The sequence below is a fragment of the Aquimarina sp. KJ22-3 genome (assembly GCF_055808215.1).
On record NZ_CM147859.1, the window covers coordinates 4,995,319 to 5,017,573 of the forward strand.

General features: G+C 34.8%; 24 protein-coding genes. 10 read left to right on the plus strand and 14 right to left on the minus strand.

The features are described from left to right. Positions 1 to 17: 17 nt before the first annotated feature. From AC0L3Q_RS22940 to AC0L3Q_RS22980, 9 genes are all read left to right on the plus strand, one after another. Positions 18 to 299, plus strand: coding sequence for a hypothetical protein (locus AC0L3Q_RS22940; RefSeq protein ID WP_073318049.1), 282 nt, complete (start codon positions 18 to 20; stop codon positions 297 to 299). Between the two features lie 102 nt (positions 300 to 401). After that, a complete protein-coding gene (locus tag AC0L3Q_RS22945) occupies positions 402 to 722 on the plus strand; it encodes a hypothetical protein (RefSeq protein ID WP_139242030.1) in 321 nt (106 codons plus the stop codon). 168 nt (positions 723 to 890) lie between these two features. Beyond that, on the plus strand, positions 891 to 1,517 hold the full coding sequence (locus AC0L3Q_RS22950; protein ID WP_473283278.1) for a hypothetical protein: 627 nt from the start codon (positions 891 to 893) through the stop codon (positions 1,515 to 1,517). Positions 1,518 to 1,548: 31 nt separating this feature from the next. Beyond that, a complete protein-coding gene (locus AC0L3Q_RS22955) occupies positions 1,549 to 1,878 on the plus strand; it encodes a PH domain-containing protein (protein ID WP_473283279.1) in 330 nt (109 codons plus the stop codon). 338 nt (positions 1,879 to 2,216) lie between these two features. Beyond that, entirely contained in the window at positions 2,217 to 2,972 is a 756-nt protein-coding gene (locus tag AC0L3Q_RS22960) for a hypothetical protein (protein ID WP_473283281.1), read from the plus strand. A 47-nt stretch (positions 2,973 to 3,019) separates the two neighbouring features. Continuing rightward, a complete protein-coding gene (locus AC0L3Q_RS22965; RefSeq protein WP_473283283.1) occupies positions 3,020 to 3,820 on the plus strand; it encodes a hypothetical protein in 801 nt (266 codons plus the stop codon). Between the two features lie 66 nt (positions 3,821 to 3,886). After that, the gene (locus tag AC0L3Q_RS22970) at positions 3,887 to 4,636 is read left to right on the plus strand and encodes a hypothetical protein (RefSeq protein ID WP_473283285.1); all 750 of its coding nucleotides are present in this window, start codon (positions 3,887 to 3,889) and stop codon (positions 4,634 to 4,636) included. A 135-nt stretch (positions 4,637 to 4,771) separates the two neighbouring features. Continuing rightward, entirely contained in the window at positions 4,772 to 5,548 is a 777-nt protein-coding gene (locus AC0L3Q_RS22975; RefSeq protein ID WP_473283287.1) for a hypothetical protein, read from the plus strand. 165 nt (positions 5,549 to 5,713) lie between these two features. Next, on the plus strand, positions 5,714 to 6,544 hold the full coding sequence (locus AC0L3Q_RS22980; protein ID WP_473283289.1) for a hypothetical protein: 831 nt from the start codon (positions 5,714 to 5,716) through the stop codon (positions 6,542 to 6,544). 127 nt (positions 6,545 to 6,671) lie between these two features. On the opposite strand, the gene AC0L3Q_RS22985 is transcribed toward AC0L3Q_RS22980, so the two are convergent. From AC0L3Q_RS22985 to AC0L3Q_RS23040, 12 genes are all read right to left on the minus strand, one after another. After that, entirely contained in the window at positions 6,672 to 7,430 is a 759-nt protein-coding gene (locus tag AC0L3Q_RS22985; protein WP_473283291.1) for a LytR/AlgR family response regulator transcription factor, read from the minus strand. A 379-nt stretch (positions 7,431 to 7,809) separates the two neighbouring features. Further along, entirely contained in the window at positions 7,810 to 8,259 is a 450-nt protein-coding gene (locus AC0L3Q_RS22990; RefSeq protein WP_473283292.1) for a hypothetical protein, read from the minus strand. A 1,243-nt stretch (positions 8,260 to 9,502) separates the two neighbouring features. Next, positions 9,503 to 10,489 (minus strand): hypothetical protein, encoded by a 987-nt coding sequence (locus tag AC0L3Q_RS22995; RefSeq protein ID WP_473283294.1) that lies wholly within the window; start codon positions 10,487 to 10,489, stop codon positions 9,503 to 9,505. Beyond that, positions 10,474 to 10,788 carry a hypothetical protein gene (locus AC0L3Q_RS23000; protein WP_473283296.1) on the minus strand — a complete coding sequence of 105 codons (315 nt, stop codon included), beginning with the start codon at positions 10,786 to 10,788 and terminating at the stop codon, positions 10,474 to 10,476. The genes AC0L3Q_RS22995 and AC0L3Q_RS23000 overlap by 16 nt, the downstream gene beginning before the upstream one ends. A gap of 18 nt (positions 10,789 to 10,806) precedes the next feature. Beyond that, entirely contained in the window at positions 10,807 to 13,041 is a 2,235-nt protein-coding gene (locus AC0L3Q_RS23005) for a TOMM precursor leader peptide-binding protein (RefSeq protein ID WP_473283298.1), read from the minus strand. A gap of 21 nt (positions 13,042 to 13,062) precedes the next feature. After that, the gene (locus AC0L3Q_RS23010; RefSeq protein ID WP_473283299.1) at positions 13,063 to 13,698 is read right to left on the minus strand and encodes a hypothetical protein; all 636 of its coding nucleotides are present in this window, start codon (positions 13,696 to 13,698) and stop codon (positions 13,063 to 13,065) included. A 24-nt stretch (positions 13,699 to 13,722) separates the two neighbouring features. Then, the gene (locus tag AC0L3Q_RS23015; RefSeq protein ID WP_473283300.1) at positions 13,723 to 14,025 is read right to left on the minus strand and encodes a hypothetical protein; all 303 of its coding nucleotides are present in this window, start codon (positions 14,023 to 14,025) and stop codon (positions 13,723 to 13,725) included. 8 nt (positions 14,026 to 14,033) lie between these two features. Next, positions 14,034 to 17,732 (minus strand): TOMM system kinase/cyclase fusion protein, encoded by a 3,699-nt coding sequence (locus AC0L3Q_RS23020; protein ID WP_473283301.1) that lies wholly within the window; start codon positions 17,730 to 17,732, stop codon positions 14,034 to 14,036. A gap of 52 nt (positions 17,733 to 17,784) precedes the next feature. After that, a complete protein-coding gene (locus AC0L3Q_RS23025) occupies positions 17,785 to 18,300 on the minus strand; it encodes a hypothetical protein (RefSeq protein ID WP_473283302.1) in 516 nt (171 codons plus the stop codon). A gap of 5 nt (positions 18,301 to 18,305) precedes the next feature. Beyond that, complete coding sequence (locus AC0L3Q_RS23030; protein WP_473283303.1) at positions 18,306 to 18,743, minus strand: FHA domain-containing protein; 438 nt, start codon at positions 18,741 to 18,743, stop codon at positions 18,306 to 18,308. A gap of 676 nt (positions 18,744 to 19,419) precedes the next feature. Beyond that, positions 19,420 to 20,262 carry a formylglycine-generating enzyme family protein gene (locus AC0L3Q_RS23035; protein ID WP_473283304.1) on the minus strand — a complete coding sequence of 281 codons (843 nt, stop codon included), beginning with the start codon at positions 20,260 to 20,262 and terminating at the stop codon, positions 19,420 to 19,422. 71 nt (positions 20,263 to 20,333) lie between these two features. After that, positions 20,334 to 21,056, minus strand: a complete 723-nt coding sequence (locus AC0L3Q_RS23040; RefSeq protein ID WP_473283305.1) for a glycoside hydrolase family 11 protein — start codon at positions 21,054 to 21,056, stop codon at positions 20,334 to 20,336. A gap of 440 nt (positions 21,057 to 21,496) precedes the next feature. Between AC0L3Q_RS23040 and AC0L3Q_RS23045 the strand changes: the two genes are divergently transcribed. Next, complete coding sequence (locus AC0L3Q_RS23045; RefSeq protein WP_473283306.1) at positions 21,497 to 21,712, plus strand: hypothetical protein; 216 nt, start codon at positions 21,497 to 21,499, stop codon at positions 21,710 to 21,712. Between the two features lie 97 nt (positions 21,713 to 21,809). Here the strand turns inward: AC0L3Q_RS23045 and AC0L3Q_RS23050 are convergent, their stop codons facing one another. Together AC0L3Q_RS23050 and AC0L3Q_RS23055 are read right to left on the minus strand one after the other, a co-directional pair. Then, positions 21,810 to 21,995 (minus strand): hypothetical protein, encoded by a 186-nt coding sequence (locus AC0L3Q_RS23050; protein WP_473283307.1) that lies wholly within the window; start codon positions 21,993 to 21,995, stop codon positions 21,810 to 21,812. Positions 21,996 to 22,000: 5 nt separating this feature from the next. Then, positions 22,001 to 22,237 (minus strand): DUF6438 domain-containing protein, encoded by a 237-nt coding sequence (locus AC0L3Q_RS23055; RefSeq protein ID WP_473283308.1) that lies wholly within the window; start codon positions 22,235 to 22,237, stop codon positions 22,001 to 22,003. Positions 22,238 to 22,255 lie beyond the last annotated feature (18 nt).

Here is a 22,255-nt window from a genome sequence, read left to right on the forward strand (position 1 = left end):
TTAAAAAACAAATTATCATGGAATATAAAACACCAAAAGTATTAGAAAAAAAACCAGTAATAGCTGGGTATGACCTTCAGACTATTGTCATCATAGTAGCTTCTATACTCCTATTTGTATTTACCATATTCAAGTCCTTTTTGTTATCACTCATATTTCTTGCCATTGGCGCTATGTATGTCTATGTAAATAAGAAATTCCCGCAAAAAGGAGAGTTAACCACTTTATTAAAATACAACTCAAGTACAAAGTGTATTAGGATCGATCAGCAAATCAGATCGATGGTCAAAAACAAGTAATCAAGAATTATAAAAATAACGAATAAAATAATTGTCAAACTTTAACCAAACAACAAAATGAAAACTTCAAAATTTAATATTAAAAATTTAAAATTAAACAACATGAAACTTGAAATTAAACATTCAAAACTATGGCTAACGGTATTGTTAATCGCCATTAACATAGCACCATTATTTGCCCAGACAGACGATGTAAACACCAAGCTAGCATCTTGGGGAGAAGACATTAAAACCATTCTTAATGCAGTAGTAGGGATCTTCTCTTTCGCCGGAGGTTTCTTAATCTTCGTTCAATACATGCAAGGTAATGAACAAGCACAAAGAAACTTTATTCGATTTATTATCGGTTTAGCGATATTTGGATTAGTTGCTTTGATAGCAAATATTTTCTTACCAGACGCAACAGCAACGACTACCCCATAATTAATTAACACACTGAAATTTTAATAATCAACAGCCACTAAAATGTCTTATTAAAAGACCTTCAATGTCGCTGTAAAGAATGTATAGCTGAGCCCAGGGAGGTTATCGGCCGGGATAAACCATGTCCTTGAGCTCGGCACACATTCTTCAACTTAAAAAGAAAACACAATGGATTTAAAATCACTAAAGGATATTCCAGCTAGTTTTGCGTTGGCAAAAAAATCGCTACTCTTTGGACTCATCATTTCTACGTTAGTTTCTTTGGGTAGTCTTACTTGGGCATTTTTTACAACACAGAGTATTAGAGATACGGCCTATGTACTTACCAAAGACGGAAAAGCAGCCTTAATGCAAGGCGTGAATGTAAGCGAAATAGACGCGTATAGAAAGCCCGAAATTCTTAATCATGTGAGGATGTTTCACACTGCATTTTGGGAGATAGATGAGTTCAATTACAAAAGAAACATTGACAAGGCATTATACCTTGCAGGAACCTCAGGGAAACAACTCTATAAAACGCTAGATGCAAATGGACATTTTGCCAAGATATCTACCGAAAATCTGAAACAAAAACTCATTATAGATTCTATACAAGTGAATGATCAGGTTAAGCCTTATCAGGGAATATTCTACGGAAAATTAAGAGTATTGAGAACAGATCAAAAGACAGAGTCGATAAATGAGCTAAGAGCCAAATTTGTTTTACACAATGTTTCCAGAACCGATAAGAATCCACATGGACTGCTTATAGAAAACTATCATTTGGATCTAAAGCCTATTGAATCCAAGAAATAGACAAAAAACACTAATCAATTAAGGTTAAAAATTGAAGTATGGAAGAAAAAAATTATGGGCAGGAGTTCCCTCGCAATGGATAAACTTCATGTTTTACCTTTGTTGTATACCATTAACCGCAGCTTTTGGATTGGGGTTGATACTTGCCTTATGGAAATATTATGACACAAAACTTCATAAGTTGCTAGTAACCGATCAACGCATTATTGAAGAACGAGGGATCTTCTCTAAAACCACTAACGAAATAGAACTATACAGAGTAAAAGACCTTACGTTTGAACAACCTTTTTTCTCAGAATTTTCGGCTTATCCAATATTGTTCTGGTCACTGCAGACCACTCCAGTCCAACATTTGTTCTGAAAGCCATAAAAGGAGGAAAAAACCTAAAAGAACAATTGCGTATTGCCATTGATATTAGAAGAGACCTTAAACGGGTAAGAGAACTAGACTTTAATTGATACGTTGAATCAAATTACTCCCTGTTATCGGTACATGAACTAGAAATATTCTTGAGCAAAGCCATTATTGCCTTATCCCTGATTTTTGTGTAGATCCAGGCATCGTTGCTCCTTAAAATAGCAATTGCTATTCACAAATGAAAAACCCTTGAAGTTAGTATACTTTTTTAGGAGAGACTCCCCCTATCCTAATTTCTATGCAACAGCTAAAAATTAGTATTAATCATAAAACAAAGCATTATGCCGAAGAGAAGAAAAAATTACGCAGATGATCTTTATTCAAAGGAAAACATTGTAGCCTATACGGGTGATTTACATGACAATCCTACTGTTTATTTCGTACAGTACGGAAAAGATGGTCAAAAAACATATGGACATATCACTCAGGATCATCAGTACGATAAATTCAATATAGGAAGAGAGGCAATACAAACAAACGCAACTTATAAACTAGTTAATGAATGGTCTGAGGATGAGGGTTTGGTATCCAGAGAGTATGTTGACGGGAAATGCTTTCATGAAAGCCGTAGTGAACACAAATTAGTAGCTCCAGAAGACGAAGATGTAAGAAATATATTGGCCGAAGCCATTGATGATTATCCAGGTATCAAAAAAATGAATGTTAGCGATTATGTTACAGAACAGCTCGATTTCATTGATGATGAGGATCTGGAGGAACAACTAGATCAATTGGCAGATCTATATGATGAAGTTGATGAGATAACCGCTCAAATGAAAGAAGCCTATCCCAAAAGTGCTGATGATCTAGAAGAGGTGAAAGAAACTCTACAAGAAATGATTGAGGAGCAATATAATGCAATTCGAGAAGAAATCCAGGAACAGCAACAAAACGAAAAGTCTCGCTTTGCAGGTATGGATCAACCCATAAATGCAGCTAATAAACCCAAAGATTCGCAACAGGTTAAGACAAACACCAAACTGAATAAAAACAGCCAAAAAAACAATCAAATTAAACAAAGAAGAATGACCATTTGAGGGTATCAAAAGAACAAATGAGTATTAATTATTAAAAAACAGAAAACATGCCGAATGAAAGATTAGAATATGAAAGTGACTTTTATAAGCCTGAAAATATTGTAGCCTATACCGGGGATCTTACCAACAATCCAACGGTATATTTCAAACAAATCATGGAGGATGGGAATATCAAATTTGGACATATTACTCAGACTCATGAACGTGATAAAATTAATATTGGAAGGGAAATGGTTGAGTCTGATCCTACCTATACTCTGGAAAACGAAACTATCGACAACGAATACATTTCTGTTGAAAGAGTAAACAAAGAAATCATTCACCCCAGTCGAGGCCCTCATACCAAAGTAGGTCCCAACGATAATCTGATAAGGGACGAGCTCGCACAATCTATCACAAAGCACAAGGGCTGCAAAAAAATGTATACCCGTGATTATATCCAGGAACAAATGGATTTTATCAAACAGGAACCTAAGATTGGAGATCAAATAGAGCAATTGGCCGATCTTAACCATGAGCTTGAAGAAATCATGGATCAATATGTTGACACCTATCCTGAGCACACCAAGGATTTGCTTCAAATGAAAAGCGAATTAAAAGGAAAAGTAGGAAATGAATACTTCAAGTTAGTTGAAGTACGAAAAGAACAAAAAGCCGCTCTGGAAGCATCCAAAAACTCGAAAAAAGAAAAGAAAGCTTCAAAACCTGGCAGAAAATGGTCTCTTTCCTCTTTTTCCAGGGCACAAAACAAAGACAAAAAACCTAAAGAAAAATCAAATAACGCATCAAAAGACAATCAAAAATCTAATAATAACAAGAAAAAGAGAAGTTTCAGTTTTAAGAGATAACTCCTCAACAATTCTAACACATTACATACAATCAAATTAAGTAATAACCTTTAAAATTTAAATATCATGCCAGACAAAAGAAAAAATTACGAAGAAGATTTTTACACCAAAGACAATATTGTAGCCTACACAGGAAATATTGATGACAACCCTACGGTTTACTTCCAAAAAGAACACAGTAACGGAGATATCACTTATGGACATATCACTCAGGCTCATAAATACGATAAAGTAAATATTGGAAAGGAAAAAATCAGTACTAACAAAACCTATAAATTGGTTAACGAAGTAGTTGGTGAAGATTTGGTATCCAAAGAATATGTAAATGGTAAATCATTTCATACCAGTAGAAATCCACATAAAAAAGTATTACCGAATGATCACAAGATCAAGGACAAACTGGCCAAAGCTATTGAGAATAATCCCGGTATCAAGAAAATGTATACTAAAGATTATGTACAAGAGCAATTAGAATTCATCCAGCAAGAAGATCTTAAAAATCAGCAGAATCAATTAATCGAATTAAAAGACGAAATAAAAGAGATCAATCATCAGTTACAAGAGATTCGCAGACATAAACCGAAGACGATTGTTCGTCTCGAAAACGAACTGGAAGCTTTTGAAGACGATTTAATAGAAGAGTTTGAAAAGGTTCAGGACAACATTAACAAACAGAGCCAAAAAGACAAACCAAAATTAAACTTTAGCGAGCCTTTAAATAAATCGGCTAAGCTTAGTAGTGATCAAAAAGCACAACTAGATAGTTCTAGTAGTCAAAACAAAAGTCAGAAAACAAAAAAACCACTTAAAGTATAGGAATAAAACCAAGGTTTTCATGTTCAACATGATTTCATTTTGGTTGGTTGAAGAGGAGGTATTCATTTGAGTTTATATCTATGGATACTTCCGAACTTCACCATCAATAAATAGTAACTTCAAAAAACGAGTACAATGCCAAAAATAGGAAAAGACTACGGAAACGAACTTTATAAACCAGAAAACATCGTAGCATATACCGGAGATATTGATAAAAATCCATCTGTGTATTTTCAAATCAACCATGATAATGGTGATATTACCTATGGACACATCACACAAGATCATAAGAACAAATTCAATATTGGTAAAGAAGAAGTAAGAACAAGTGATTCTTATGAATTTAAAAATGAAATGGTATATAACGAAGAGACCAAACTAAATGAGTTGAGATCTTTTGAATATGACCAGAATGTAAAGCAGGGCACTCACTTTCATAGGAGTCGTAATCCACACATAAAAGTAGACCCTAATGATCTTGAAACCATAGTAAAACTTGCTGAATCGATCGGATCCTGTAAGGATATTAAGCCAAAATATCTTGATCAATATGTACAAGACAAAATAAAAGAATATAAGGACACTCCTGATTTTGAAAAAAAATTAGATGAATTAAGTACGACCATTGAACAGGTAACCAAAAAATATGTAAAGAAAAAGCCTGGTAACAAACTAAAGTATGAAGCAAGGGAGAAAAGATGCAAGGATCTAATAGAAATAGAGAAAACAGCATTACAAAAAGATAAAATAGAAAAAGAGAAGGTAAACGAAAAACCGAATCTTAAGGAGATGAGCAAGCCTGTAAATTTATCAAGTCAACTAAGTGATTCTCAAAAATCTCAATTGCAGAGTGCACAGTCGAAGAATGATCCAAAACAGAGCAAAGATAACAAGAAGACAGTACAACTGTAGGTGGTATCCGCCTTGGATATTCAAAAAAATGTGATAAAACCGAAGGATTCATGTTGCACATGATTTCATTTTGGTTGGTTGAAGTGGAGGTATTCGTTTTGATATTTCAAATATGAATACTTCCAAACTTCAAAAAAATCAGAATAACTTCAAAAAGGAAATAACATGTCCAAAGACAAGAAACAACAACAAAAAGAAGGTCAGGAAGAGAAAGAAAAAAACAAACGTATCAGCTTTGAGGAAGCCATAGACGCTATGCCTCAGGAAGCACAACTTGCTTTACGTTTAATTATGGATGCTTTGAAACTCTCTTTTCAAATCATCAAATCTCCTTATACAGCTAGAAAACTTTATAAAAAACACTTCCCAAAAGACGATACTTCTGAAGAGATTGAATCTGAAGTTGAATTAGCATCGGTGATAGAACAAATTGAAAAAAACATCATAGCCTTTGTAGAGAAACACCCAGATCCAAGCAAAGCTCAACTAGATGAAGTGCTCGAAGCATCTTTTAAAGATGTACCAGAGCATTTGCAGCCGGTGGTACAAATGACTACCGAAAATGTGATGCACCGGTTAGAAGCCGAGAAGAAAGAAAAAGCGGTTAAGATCCAAGAACAAAACCAAAAAGAACCCTTAAAAGAAAAGCATCAAAAAGAAGATGCTAACCAGAAGAAAGAAGAAAACATTGTACAAAAACCTGACCCAAATAAAGAAGTAGAAAAGCAGAAAAATATCAAGCAACAGCCTGAAATACCCCCAAATCCATTAAAAGCACAACGTAAAAACAAAAAACGAAGCCATAGCGTTATTGAAAACAAAAAGGAGAAACAAGAAAAAAGCCACCAGTATGAACCAAGAATGAGAGCTGCTTTTTGCCAACCTTTAAATCAAAAAAACAGCCCTATTAGAGATAAGTATAAACAGAAAAGTCAGCAAAAGAATAATCGTAAACTTGATCAACCAAAAAAGATAAACAGAAGATTTAGCGTCTAATCTAACACCCTATATGATACAAACAACATGCATCCCAAAACCTTAAAACCTTGTATAAAGAACTCGTCGATAAACGAAACTCCTTTATACAAGGTTTTTGATCCTTATTTCACAGAAAAAACAGCGTTTACTTTATCCTTAAGTATTGATAAAAGGAATCTATTCTTCTTTTTGATACCGGCAAAAACTGCTGATCCACAATTTCTAAATATACCCCATCCTTTTTCTGTACATTGGATACAAAATTCATGTTCACCAAATAAGAATGATGTGTTCTAAAAAAGTTGTTGTGCTGTAGTAAATTTTCGTAGCTACCCAGGTTCTTACTCGATAAGATCATCTCCCCATTACTGGTGTGAAAAACCGTGTAATTTCCATCTGATTTTAAATATAAAATCTCATCTACCTTAATAATCTTTACCTCGTTGAGACAAGAGATAGCTATAATTTTTAATGGATCTGCTGCGACAGGTTTTTCATCTTTTCTTGTGTAAGACCTTTTAAGTTCTAAATTAGACTGTGCTTTTTCGACTGCCTTAATTACATCCTCGGCAACAATTGGTTTTAGTATATAATCTGTTGCTGCGTAGCTAAACGCTTCTAATGCATAGTCTTTTTCTGAAGAAATAACTATTAATTCCTTTTCTTTCAGATGCTCAGGAAAATGTTCAAATAATTCGAAAGCGCAATCACCTCCCAAATTAACATCCAAAAAGATAATGTCGAATTTACCTTGCTTAAGGATTTTAAGAGCTCCTTTCTTACATTTTGCAACCGTCTTTACCGCCACATTCGGGCAATTTCTTCGTATTACCTGTTTCAGTAACTCTACCTGACAGGAATCATCTTCAATAATAATTGCTTCTAATACATCTAACTTATTCATAATATATTTTTAATCAACAATTTGTAATGATTTTAATTCTATTCAATCTACCTTATTCATCAATATAAATAGTGCTAGTAGGTATTCACGAAAAGGGAATTTTGACGATTGAATTTACATCTAGTACGAAAGTGTTTTACTTCGTTGATTTAACCATTATTAATTTGGGATGTATTTTAAAAATCTGAAATAGTATTTGGGTAATATTATGATTCATTTTGTTTAAGCCCCAAAGTTTTTCAATAAGATCGTTGGTAAAAAAGTAATTTTTCATCTATAGAGTAGTTTTAAGATTATGTATCAAATGTAGTTTCAGAAATCTTAATATGAAATACGTATTCCCACCTAAATCTACTTCTATTTTATTCTTATTTACAACCTACAAATATGGATCTACCAGGGTATAACCTAGTTGTTTTCTAATTTTCGTTACATATTTGGAAATGTTTCCCGGTTCGATAGTCTTATTTTTTGACGGTATGATGTAGCTATCCAAAACCTGATCATAAATCGTTCTATTGCCAAAAGCTCCCAAGTCTGCACATATTTTTATGTGTATAGCAATATGTTTATTTACTGTACTACAATTATACACTTCAATCCTTATATCGGGATCATCATTAAGTTGTGCAGTAATGTAGCTATTAACCGGGATCTCCATGTTTTCAATTTTCCCAGTCTTCATTTTATTAAACTGACTTGAGTAATGGATATCATAACAATTCTCTCCACGTTGTACCAACTGTAATGTTGTTTTTATACGTTTCCCAAATAGTCCACTTCCCAATTTGACTATTTGCGTTCTTGTATTGATAATAGGACACGACATACTTTTCAATTTTAAATTAATAATGAAGTAGTAAATTAATTATGGAATAAAATTATAGAATAATAGGGGCTAGAACTATTTCATTGTATTTCATTAGAAGCTTAACTGATTTTGGAAATTACCTTAAATGCCAAGGGCTGTAGAACCATACCCCCCAGATTCTACAGCACAATTATGTTAGATTGTAAACTTGGCTTTACGAATATCAAATCATTTTGTTTTCCTGCAATTTTCCCTTGCTCATTGATTTGATATAACTTTCTTTTTAATGTTGGCTAATTTTATTTTGTAAACACAAAAAACACCTTCAATATCCCGAACACTATACTTTTTCTATATGAGTTTTGTGTGTCTTGAGTTATCATTTTAAAAGATGTTTTTTTAATTGTTATTGTTTGATGAAACAAATATATCTCGATCACTCAGAAAATAATATTTCATCATATTTCACTGCTTTTTTCACCTCCCCAAAATGCTATAAAAAAAGCTGTAGCATCTACCCCCTGATCCTACAGCTTAGTCATCTAACATCGTCATCTTAACACTCATTGTACATCAAATCATTTCTCCCTATGTTCTCCCTAATTATAGATTGATCTGATGCAACTTTATTCTTTAATACGTTTAATTAGTTTGACAAGACAAATATATGTGAGGCTAGTAAAAAATAATATTTCATCATATTTCATTACTTAATTCATCATCCTCAAACACTACAAAAAAAGCTGTAGAATCTACCCCCTGACCCTACAGCTTAGTCATCTAACATCGTCTTCTTAACTCTCATCACACATCAAATCATTTCTCCCTATGTTCTCCCTAATTATAGATTGATCTGATGCGACTTTATTCTTTAATACGTTTAATTAGTTTGACAAGACAAATATATGTGGGGCTAGCAAAAAATAATATTTCATCATATTTCACCGCTTATTTCACCTTCCCAAAATACTATAAAAAAAGCTGTAGAATCTACCCCCTGATCCTACAGCTTGGCCATCTAACATCGTCCTCTTGACATTCATTTAGCATCAAATCATTTCTCCCTATGTTCTCCCTGAATTATTGATTGATCTGATGCTGCTTTATTCTTTAATACGTTTAATTAGTTTGACAAGACAAATATATGTGGGGCTAGCAAAAAATAATATTTCATCATATTTCATCACAAAACAAAAGAGCAGTAATCACTTGATTTACTGCTCTTTGATATCTATTTTATTTTTAGAAACTCTCTAAGTCACTAATGCATTTGCGCTAACGACACCTTTTCTTCTTTGAATAACTCAAACAGATCACCGGCACTCTTGGTATGCTCGTTGTATGGAATCAATTTAATTTTTCCTTCTCCATCAGTTTCGGGAGGAGATTGAAGACTTTTAAGCACAAAATACTTTTCTCCGTTAAGCTCGGTTACTCCATCCAACAATACTCGATTAAGGTCATTCATAAAAACCGGACCTCTTACTGTTCTTGCCAGACCACTAGTTTCCTTTTGAGCTTCCTGAAAAACACGAAGTGCTTCTGCAAGAGGTACCCTAAAACACGATTCTGGATTATGATCTGCTTCTACAAACAGATAGTAAGGCACTAAACCATTCGCTATTTGATGTTTCCATAGCGCAATAAGATCCTCTGGAGTATCATTAATACCTTTTACCAGAGGTCCTTGACAACGTATCACAGCTCCTGTCTGTCGTATACGTTGGATAGCTTCTTTTACCACATCATTTTCTAACTCTCTTGCATGAGTAAAGTGCGCACAAAAGTTCAAATGTTTGCCTTTGGATTGAATGTATTCAAAGAGTTCTAATAGTGGTTTAGCATCTTTATCGGTAGTAAATCGGTATGGCCACCAGGCTAATGCCTTAGAATTAAAACGAATGACTTGTACCGATTCTATTTCCAAAACAGGATCGATATACTCTTTAATTTTTGATGCTGTTAACACCAATGGATCTGCACCAGTAAATAACACATCTGTAATTTCTGGATTAGCTTTTAAATAAGGTATTGGATCGTATGGATCTCTATACGCAGTCTTTTTTTGAGCTTCTACATTATCAAACGCCACCCATCTGAAGCAATAAGAGCAATACGCATGGCAAGTCTTTACCATAGGATCAGGAAACAGATTTAATATCGTTGGAAAATTTCTATAAGCCCCCGTAATAATTTTTCCATCCATTTCGGGATACCCAGTATCGGCATGCTTTACTTCAGGATGCATTTTTTTCTGACGGCTTGTACAAAACTATTCCTGGTTTTTGCATCCATACCCAATTGAAACAATTGTTTTAGGTGCTCAAAATCAAAAGCACTTAACATTTCCTTTCTTGGGAAAATCAATTTATAAATAGGGTCTTCTGGAACCTCATCCCAGTTAATCAGGTGTTCTAAAACATAATTATTTGCCTTAAAATGAAAAACAGTGGATAAAATGTCGAAGACCTCTCGCTCTCCTTCTGGTAATCTGTCGTAATATGGGGTATTTTTAAAAGTTTTATTGTTGAATGATTTGAATATCATAAGATGTGTTGTTGTTGATTAAATAAAGATACTTTTAGGATTGAGTTGGCTTTCAGACAATTTATTGTCTAACCACCCCATTTTAATGGGTACATCATATAGTCTCCCTGGTCCCGTCCTTCTCCAGAAGTGACGCAGCCCCGGCGCTATTACTTTTACAACAGGCAAACCTACATCCCCTTTTGTCAAATCAAGAAACAGTACTTCCAGATCATTTCTTTTTGCCGTTTGAATACAAAAATCTAATGCGCTTTCTAAATCTGGATTGCACAAGGCAGGGTAATCTGTCTGAAGATTCTTCTTTTGAGTTGTGGTTGGTTTTAAATATTGATCTGTTTCTAAAGTTGCTGTATTCAACCAATCTATAAAAACAGGGTCCTTTGTAAGATAGGTTTCTGATTGAACAATGGGTAATAATTGATTTAACTCTATTACCGCTCTCTCTATGGCAATATTAGCATCTACATGTGTTCCAAATGCATAAATGATATCACCTTTCTCAGCATTAATCAAGGATGAAATTGCCACAAACGTGGGTATATTAAGGTCAGAAGTAATATCCAAAACATAAATGGTACGGCCTAAAGATCTGTAATACTCGCTTACCGTTTGCAGATAAGGATTTTTTGTAGTCGACAAATCTACCTCGGGCCTTCTAATTCGATTATACCACCAAATAGCGGCAGCATCTCTTTCTACCAGTTCTAGAAAACCTTGTAAAATAGCTTCTTTTATAGTATTCCCTGCAGCACAACCATTAGAGTCTGGATACGAGTACAGTTTGTTTTCGTCTTCTGCCGGATATTGAGAATAACTAAAACAAGAAGGTAAGTGTTTATATTTTTGATGGGTCAAAGAATAAAATGATGTCCATTCCATTTTTTCTTTACCATCAAAGGGCTGTGGAACATATGCATAAAACTTGGAAGTATTCTTGTTAATTTCTTCTCTGTTCTCAAATTGCGCTTCACTAAAATTCATGCATTCATTTGGTAAAATAGCATCTTGTAAATCTTCATAAGAGGCAGTAAAGCTATATTCATCACCATGATACATCAAACTGTAACGTTCGATAGCTTCGCAAAGTGCTCCTGTTTTTGCTTGACTACTATTTTTTCCTTTACCTCCATTTCCACTTCTCAAATGATGGTTGAGCCAAAATAATGAAGTGCTTTGTAATGCTCTGTTACGACCAGAAGCAAAATTGAATATAGGCGCACCTTCCTTTTTATGGTATGGTGATACCTTGGGCACTACTCCTGTGATATTACTTATGTGATGCTTGTATTTTTTAAATGTTTCTTCGGCTGGAACGGTTCTATAACCTCCCAAAGTATTGCTAATAGTTGTCGTAGCATCTATAGTAATGGAAGCTGTCTTTTTCTTAAAGATATGTTCATCACCACATACGTGACATTGTGGTCTTTTGGTAACTGTGTGGAGTGTACTTTGCATCGTTTTTGTGTCAAACGAAACAATTTTTCCTTCCAATTTATGATTTTTTTCTTTGTATAACCATTGTATGATTTCCATAGCTACCATATTACTGGTAATACGATTAGAAATAGGGTGTTCAGGACGTATTTGACGCTCCTCGTTATACCCTGTTGATTTATAAAACTGTTTAAACGGTTGGTTAATCATCAACCTATGATGCAAGCATTCCCAACATGCTGTTTGACCTGGAACAAAAATTGGTCCTATCATAGTTTCAACACCTGTGGGTTGAACCATTAACCATGTTTTTTTCTCTTTTATAAACTTCTTGTTGAGTTCTTTTAAGGAGTTATGACTGTAATCATCCGTTATTACAATAGTAATTGAAGATGGATCCTTACCAATTCGTATTCCTGTTTCGACGCAGATGTTTTTTAAAACAGTATCATCAACGTTTCCTACAGTATGGATTTGAATTGATTTTTCTGACAATACTCTTTTTAGCCTTTCTACATCAAAGCCCAATTGCTCCCAATACGCTGTTTGTTCACTTGAAAAAGAGGAATCACCTTCTCTGATAAATCCTTTCCACTCAAAAGAGGATATAATTTTAAAAATTGAAATGAAATCTGACCGCTCCAAAAAGTTTTGAGCAAGTTCTTGGGTAGAAAATTTACCCTTTCCTATTTCTTCTAAAACATCTATTTCTAATGGATCAGATAAGGTAATAATATCATGATCAGAAATTACATGAAGTAATTTCTGATCAATTTTTGTGATATTAAGATTAGATTTTAACCTAGGGTTATCAATCATAAATTCTATAATGATTACTATTTAGCAGCAAGTCATGATGATTTCTGCATCTGCTTTTTCATTAGCTTTAATTGTCAAAAGCATATCCGTATTAGGTATGTAATTTGGCATCACTAATGTTTGATTGTAATTATCCAAATCTTTAATTCCCAAATTCATAGATGCAGTAGGTTTATCCTTATTCACTTTTGCAATAGTTTGGCTTTCTCCTCTATCGCTTAAAACTACTTTTTCTACAACCATAGGAGACTCCTTTACTGTGATAATTTTTTGATGATCGTCATCCGCTATTTTTTCCTTTGGCGTTACCAATAATGTAGGCCAGGCAGTGTGATGATCCAAAACGATTTCTAATCCTTGCTTTGGAAGCGTCATACCTACACCTTCAAAAGGTATTTTTTCTTCATCATCAAAATAAAACACATATTTACTCTGGTCGTGTAATTTCCCATCAGTTAGAAAAGCGATCGTCTTTTTAGGATTTGTGAACGCATCGTACAGGTCACTATCCTTGGCGCAGGCTAGACATAATTCGTAGTATTTTCTACAAATCTCAAAGATCTTTTCCTGGTCATCTCCCCATGCAATTTTTTTTGATACTGCAGGTTCTGCCTTATTAATAATACTTTGTAATTGATCAGTTTTAGAGTTTTCCATTTTTAATTATTTAGATGTGAATACTTAGTTCAATGATTCTATCCGTTTGGATATAATTTCTTCTTTTTGTTGATCTTTAACCCAACTTTTATATGCATTACATGCATGTAGTTCAAGGATTCCGGCACCTTGTTTTTTGGCAATTTCTATTGCAGTTTCAAAGAGTTCAACTTCGGTATCTGATATTTTTTCTTGTTTAGCACATTGTGCGTTTGCGAGCATATGGTATAATGAAGACAAGAATGCTTTTTCATCACTATCCTCACACCATTTTATAGCGTTTTTAGCTCTTTCTATCGCTTGATCATACAATTTCAGATTACTCAAAGTGTCAATTAAAACTCCTCCAGATAAGAATGTAGATAGGTTTGTTTTGAAACAATCCTCATATCAGAAAAACCTTCTTGATTTTCCGTTTTACCTATCCTCCAGTAATTATATACATTGGAGTACTCTGCCAAAAATCCCATTTCGGGGTATTCTTCAAAAAATGTAGTACTGATACCGTTAAGTTCCTCAATCCACTTTTCATCTCTGGTTAACCAGGCGATTTGTATAAAGTACACATTTGTGATCGCAATAGAAGGAACATGTTCTATTTGTATCGCCCAATCACGACCTTCTTTAACATGACGTTTGGCCGCTTCAATATCTCCCTGTAGCGCTAAACTAAATGCGTAATTGACATGCGCATGAACTTTAGGATCAATCCCATTACGAAAAGCGATCTCTACGTCCAAATCCTTATTATATAAGGACAACGCTTCTTCAAAATGTGCAGATGCTTCAGGTAGAAAACCATCGGTAGTCACAAACATTCCCATAAGAGGTAGACTATCCAATAAATTTTGTCTTGTTTCTGTTTTCCTGGCTTTTCTGATCATTGCCTTACACAGATACATTGCTTCCTTTCGATTAGAACGCATATGGTGATACTGCGCTAATCCCCAGTTACTGGTATGATCCGCACCACTGGATTGGAAGGTTTCCATAAAATCAACATCGTCTTTGAGCAGCTCTTCTAACTGCATTGCTCTTTTCGAAAACACTTCAATCTGCTCACTACCATATCCTTCCAAAACCATAAGGGCAGGAATGATAATTCGATTGGTTTCCAACTCATTTTTCCAAGAGGTTATTCCTTCATCACATTGCTCAATCCATTCCAGACATTTCAAGGATTCGTTATAGGCTTCTTGGTTTAAGGATCTTCGTATGGAGAATTTTGTTTTGTTCAGCCCGTGATGTATGGCTTTTTCGTAAGACCTGGCATGTGCATAGTGCTCTGCAAGTTCAAAAGGATTATCTCTCACCATATCATCAAAATCACTCTCGATGGTTTCTGCAATTCTGCCATGGACCTCCTGTTTGAGTAAGGACACCATACTATCATAAGCTGCATCCCGAATTAAAGCGTGACGAAATACATACTTTTCATTTTGCACTTTACGATGATGATAAATCAGATTGGCGTCCATCAGTGCATTCAAGTTGGTTTGCACCATACCCTCATCGTGTAGTGATGATTTCACCAATAAATCATAAGTAAACTCACGTCCTATCGCAGCAGCTAATTGAGCGGTTTCTTTGGCAAAACCGATATGATCCAATCGAGCATTTAATAACCCTTTCAGTGTTACAGGAACCGAAGTAGCATCAAAACTTTGTGCCAACGTATATGTTCCCTCTTCTTGAACCAAATACTTTTCTTCCAACAACATTCGGGTTAAATCCTCTATAAATAATGGTATCCCGTCTGCCTTTTCTACGATATAATCTAGCGCAGCAGATGCTATTGGTTGTTGCGATAATATATCCTTAATCAGAGATTCTGTAGCTATCTGATCCAGTGTTTGCAGTGATATCTCGGAAATGTTTTCAGAATTCCAATCGTACTCAAACTCTGGACGGGCGGTTCCTAACAAAAAGAAGTTTTTCTGATCCAACTTTGAAATTATTGTACTCAAAAAATCTAAACTTGTTGGATCGATCCAATGCAAATCTTCGACAATGACCGTAAACTTTTTATGTGTATCTATATGAAATACTAGTTTTTCTAAGGCATCATATAAGATCTCCTTTTGTTCGGTAGGGGAGGCTTCAGAAACTTGATAGGAGTCTCCTAATGGAATAGAAAACCAGGAACATATGATGGGGATCGCTTTTTCAGTATCGCAGTTTGCTTCTTTTAAGGCTTCCTCCAGATGTGGGATCACCAATTCTGGATCATGTATCCCAATATCTCTTTTCAACATTTCAAAAACAGGATGCAACGCATTGTTCTGATGCTCTGGAAGGCATCGACACTCACGTACTACAAACCCATTATTGATCAATTGTTTCTTGGTTTCGTAAATCAACTTGGATTTTCCTATTCCGGCTTGTCCTTTGATTACTATCGCTTTTCCGTTATTAGGTTGTATAGATTCCCAAGTGGTAAAGATCTCTTTCTGTTCTTTCTCACGACCGATCATTTTTTGATCGGCACTTCGTGGACTCAAATTAGAAAGCGCCTCGGTCTGGCGCTCTCCTGTTAACAAATACACATCTGTTGTATTTACAATTCCAGAGAATTCTTTGGTAGTGAATTCTTCAAATTCTAAATGCGCATCTAATAATTTTCTGGTCGTTGCGGTTGCCAGAATCTGTCCTGGCGGGGTTGTATATAAAAGATTAAAGGCAGTGTTGGTCACCAATCCTTCAGGAGCTGTATTGTGCTTGATAAGTACTGTTCCAGAATTCATGGCTATTCTGATTTCTAGCGCAATTCCATGATTTGCAAATAACAAAGTACTTCTTTTTTGTAGTTGACCTATCAGTTCTAGCGCTGTTCGTCCTGCCCTTCTAGCATCATTATCGCTTCCTTGAGGATAGCCAAAACACATAACAATAGTATCTGCCATAACCCCTGAAATATGGGCTCCAAAACGAACCCCTACATCCTTGCATAAATGCAACTGATCTTTCTGAATCGTTTCTAATGTCTCCATATCCATCACTGCATGATCGGATACAGATAGAATAAGTTTGGCGCACAGTACTGTAATCTGTCTTTTTTCGCTATGTGCGCTACGCCATACTAATTGATTTACTTCGGTAGCGTCATCAGATTGTAATGCAGTTTCCTTTTGAGGTTGTACTTGTCCTACCAGAGTATTAAAATTGATTTTAGAAAACTCTTCATAAGCCAATGCTGCACTAGCAATACGTCTCGTATGATTTTTTTCTAAAACACGATTGAGTACTTTACCCAAAGAATGTCCAAAAATTGAAGGAGGTAAAGGTACATCTGCCGGGTTTAATTGTTTTTGAAATACCTCTGCTACATTTGATCCTTGAATCGCAGGTTGGCCTGTAAGACATTCCAACACAATCAATCCCCATGCATATAAATCTGATTTTACCGTGGGTGGTTCTCCTCTTAGCTGTTCAGGAGAACTATAGGCGGGGGTACCAATCACCTCGTGAGTAAGTGTAATATCTTTATAATCGTCAGTTCTGAAATCATGGGTAAAAATTCCTATTCCAAAATCTAATATCTTAATGTGTGACCTGGTTCCGGTTTGGGTCACCATGATATTATGAGGTTTAAGATCGCGATGAATAATCCCTTTGGCATGTGCTGCTACCAGAGCATCCAGGACTTGCCCCATAAGGACACCCGTTTCATCGGCAGACAAGCCGTTATGTAAAGTGATTAAATCTTTTAAAGTCTGCCCAGAGATATATTCGAAGACAGCAAAAGGCTCCTGATTGGCAGTAAAACCCTTATCCAATAACTTTACAATATTGGGGTGATTAATTTCTGCACAAAGCTTTGTCTCGCGATCAAAACGAGCAATTTGTTGCTTTATAGACTTTTGATCCGGTATTTCTTTAAACTTCAGTATTTTGATGGCTACGGTCTGGCCTGTACTAATTTGTTTGGCCTTATATACAATTCCGTAACCTCCTTCACCAATCTTTTCAATTATGCTGTAGTTTTCAAGTTCAATATCGACATTGGGGGTATGCTTAGTCGAGGGATTTTCCATGATTTAGTTTTAAATTATTGTCTTTCCGTATTTATTAAGTTTATAATTCAATTTAATTTGCTGTTGCTAAAACTTCACCTATACACTGATCTTCTTTCAAGATTTGAAAAAACTGATGTGCAAAGCGTATTTCACCATATCGTCTTTCAATGATGTTAGAGAAGAGGTAACCATATGGTTTTGTTTCCAGTAATAATTTTCTGATGCGATAGATTTTTAGATTCAAGTAGTAAGGATCTAGCTCTTTACCAAACTCCTTACTCATGTCTTCCAGTAAATCTTCGATTGACATCCAACCCTGATCTCCTATAACAGCACCCATTTGTACATCTTCCAATCTTTTTCTGGCCAGCGCCAGGAGAATATAATTGTGAACGCGTTCTCCCAAATCCAGTTCGAGATTTTGAGTAATAATCTTGATATTAATATGTTCTTCATCAGAACTCAAGATAAATTGGAAGTAGGCATTGTTTACCACATACCCATTATCCATAGTATCTTCTAAGACTTGATTTTCGATAAAGATGTATTCTTCATCATCAATGATGTACCTACTATTCTGAATCAAATCTATTATAGTCCCTTTTTTTCGAGTTTCCAGATAGCATCTTCAGGATAGATCAAAATCTCTGGTTTTTCTTCATTTGGAAATGCATGACCCGAGGTCAATTCTATTACTTTGTTTGGGTCTTTAACAGATCTAAGATAACTGGATGGAGGATCCACATTTAAGATGTCCCACTGTGTTGATTCGTGCTCTCCAAACTGTATTTTATGTCCTTTGGAAAGCTTTACAGCAGTATTGTTTATATACTCTCCATTTACAATAGTACCATTTCTACTATGATCTTGAAGATACCAATTACTACCGCGCCATGAGACTAACGCATGTGATTGAGATATATCCTTTTCTGCAATATAGGTATTAGCAACGTTGCGATTCCTCCCAAATGTATGTTGGGTATTAAGGTATACAATTTCTCCAGTACTTTTATTTTTAATGATTGCCATTATGTAACTAGCCCATGAAGTTCATTAAAATTCTTATCAGAATAAAATCGACCTTTTAAATTTCGGATTTCATAATCTACAACAACTAAGCTTTCAACAAACAAGAAATTTAGTTTATGATCAATGTATTTTCTAAGCAAATTTTTTAAATATTTTCCTAAGGTTCAAAATATAAAACAACTATAATCCTATTAGATTCTGTGAGTTACATTTTGATGTTAAATATTATCCCTAATCCCTATCAAAAATCATCTTTTGAAGATTGTAAAGTATCTTTCTTTAACATAAGCCCTTTTCCCAAATATAAAAAAGAATCTCACTCTTTTTATCATTAAAACTAAATTATGTGATTAACAGATTGTATTTTGCGGTTTCCCCGTATTATTACTGCGTTAACAGCGCATTTTTGAATTTAATTGATCGATTATTTTTGGCATTTTTCTGTGGTATTTGAACCTTGTGAGACCTGTAATTTTTAGAGCTTTTTTTTGATTCCTGAAGGTAATTTCACCCATGTAACTTGTTGATTACAAAAACATAAACAATGTGAATCCACAAAGAATTATTATCTATTTGTACTTGTAAAAAACAGGGTATTTTGAAGTTCCATTTTGAATGACCATCATATAAATAGGTTATTGAGTTCTAATTTCTTTTTTAGTCAATACTAAATTTGCTATTTCCCAACATTTCGACAAACACGAAATCCCTGATCTGGTCCCACCCCATTCGCTTCAAAATAATCTCTATCATTATTTTTCATAAACATCTCGACACCTATCCAACCTCCTCCTCTATGACTGCGAAAATGCCCTGAGGGTATCTCTTGGTTTTCAAACCAATCTTCGCACCATTCACGAACGTTTCCCGTCATATCAAAAAGACCAAGTTCATTGGGAGTTTTACTAGCCACTGGCCTTGTTCTTCCATGATTGTTTTCCAGGATTTGATAGTTCCAATTTTCAGTTAAAAATTGATCTCCACAATTCCTCCAATACCAGGCTATTGCATTCATTTTATTACCTCCGCTATACGTATAACTCTTACTGAGTTGTCCTCCTCCTGCGGCATACTCCCATTCTATCTCTGTGGGTAATCGATACCCATTAGAAAGTGGATATATGCTAACCACCCACTTCACGGTATCATACTTAGACTTGTTGAACTCATCAATAGTGTCTTTGAAGATCTTGTAATACGGTTCCAATCCTTCCTGTTTACTTCTTTGGATGCAATAAGCGATGCAGTCATACCAACTCACCATTTCTACAGGAAGATCATCTCCTTCAAATTTAGAAGGGTTAGTATCCATTGCAGCCAACCATTCTTTTTGAGTGATTTCGGTTTTACTCATATAAAAATCATCGACACGGACATTTCGTTTATAGAGATTTGAGTGTTTATTGACAAAAAAACCTCCTTTTACCAGAACCAAATCATTAGAAACACTCTTATCATCTTTTATATATGTACAAGAACAAAAAATGAGCACGCCCAAAAAAACAATTAGTCTTTTCATAATTACCCTACACAACAACTTAAGGCCGTTTGCAATAGCAACAGCCCTTTTTATACTTTTTATGCTAGTTTTTACCAAACGGTGGCATTAATTTTTCCCCAACCCTGGCTAAAAGACTCTATACCAAATACCTGATAATCAAAATCCCTAAGGTTACCCCATTGCTGTTGGTGTCCTCCATGCTGATTCCAGTGATTGATATGGGTTTGCACACTTATTTTCTTATTGTTGCCAGTACCGACGTTTCCGTGCTGACTGATGTATTGATTAAATGTTTTGGTTCCCAAAATAGAGGGTGCATTATATCTAGTGTTTTTCTTGAACTTGTAATTCCGGCCATTGGCATTAAAATTTTTGTTTTGATCTTGCCCGGCAATATTTCCGCGTTCTACGATATAGTATTCTACCAAAGGCGTTCTTGTCCAACCATAAACACCAACAAAATCATAGGATCCTTGTAACAATCCTACGTTGTAGTTGATTGTTCTGCCACTTCCTGTTCTCCAACCTTTTCCTCCAACAATATCCTTATTGTCTTTGTACTCAATCTGAAAATTTCCTGCATATTGATTAGCATAGGGGAAGGTAAGTTTTCCCCATCCTCCTTCTTTGTAAATGGTCCAAAAATACCCTTGGTTATACCCATCGGTACGGTTATCACTAATATAACCATTAGCATCTATGAATTTTTCCTGTGCTTCTGCATCTTCTGGTAAATTATCAGTGTCCAAGGCATCTGAACAACTAAAAAACATAAGGGTAAAACATACGGCAATACTTACTATTCTTTTCATAATTAGATGATTTAAGTTAGAATACTTCTACGATTTTGGATCAACAATCAAATTTCACTTTTCGGGAATATCTTGATTATCAATACCACTTAGTTTGTGTTAAAAATTTATAAGTATCCTAAAGTAAATCTTGAAAAAATAAATATTTGACAATTGAAGTGTTTTAAGAATTAATTCCACGAAAAATTTTCGTAAAAACCACCAAACTATAAATAACTGATTATCAAATACCCAACAATCAATAAGGACTATTTTGATCATGTTTCATCTTTTTGAAAAGTAATTAGCAACTCAAAACAGAGATGTATCGCCTATAAGAGCTTGTAGCAAATAGAATAACCTTAACAAACTTTATGATTTACCTACGGGATTGGGAATAGATTTTGATATAGGTCACGATACCTTAAAACCTGATTAAATAACCCCAAACTAAACGTAAAATGTTCTTTTTTAGAAAAAAAGTACCCAAGACCTTGTCTCAAGTAGACAAATTGTACAGAAAAGTGATCTCAAAGCTTCCTGATGCTAATCGTATTGATTATTGCGAATCATTAGTATACAGGACAGAGAAAGATGTAGCCGAAACTAGATGTAAAGTAAAAAAAGGAAACTTAAACAACTATTGTATGCTGCTCGGTTGGAACGAAAAAACCTGATGAGCTAGCTCATCAGGTTCTCCTTCTGGAATATAAAATAAAATAATTTGCCTACCCTTTTTATCGTATATCCAGCTAACTATTCCTTTATCTCTTTTCAAGGTGAATAATTAGCAACAATTTGATTCACTATTTGCTTCATCCTTGTGTTCAGTTCTTTGATATCTCCGGATAATGCAGATGGGTAATATTTGTACTCTTCTCCATTAACTCTTAGCGTGGTAACAGGTCTATCCTTTCCTTTATTAAAAACCACTTTTTCAAAAGAACCTTGATCGATCATATTTTTTAAAGCATTGAACTCCTTTTTTTCAATCTGCTTTTTATTTTTCCTTTTACTGAAACATAATCTATGCCAGAATACAAAAAGCTTCCGTCCTGATACACCCAAAGATCATATACCGGGCATTTCCCTAAACACCTTCCTTTGGAATAATACACCAAAACTTCTGGATCTTCGGTTACTGATTTTGAAGACTGACATGAAAAGTTCAGCAGGACCAAAAGCATCATCAAATATTTCATACTTTTCTTGTTTTAAAG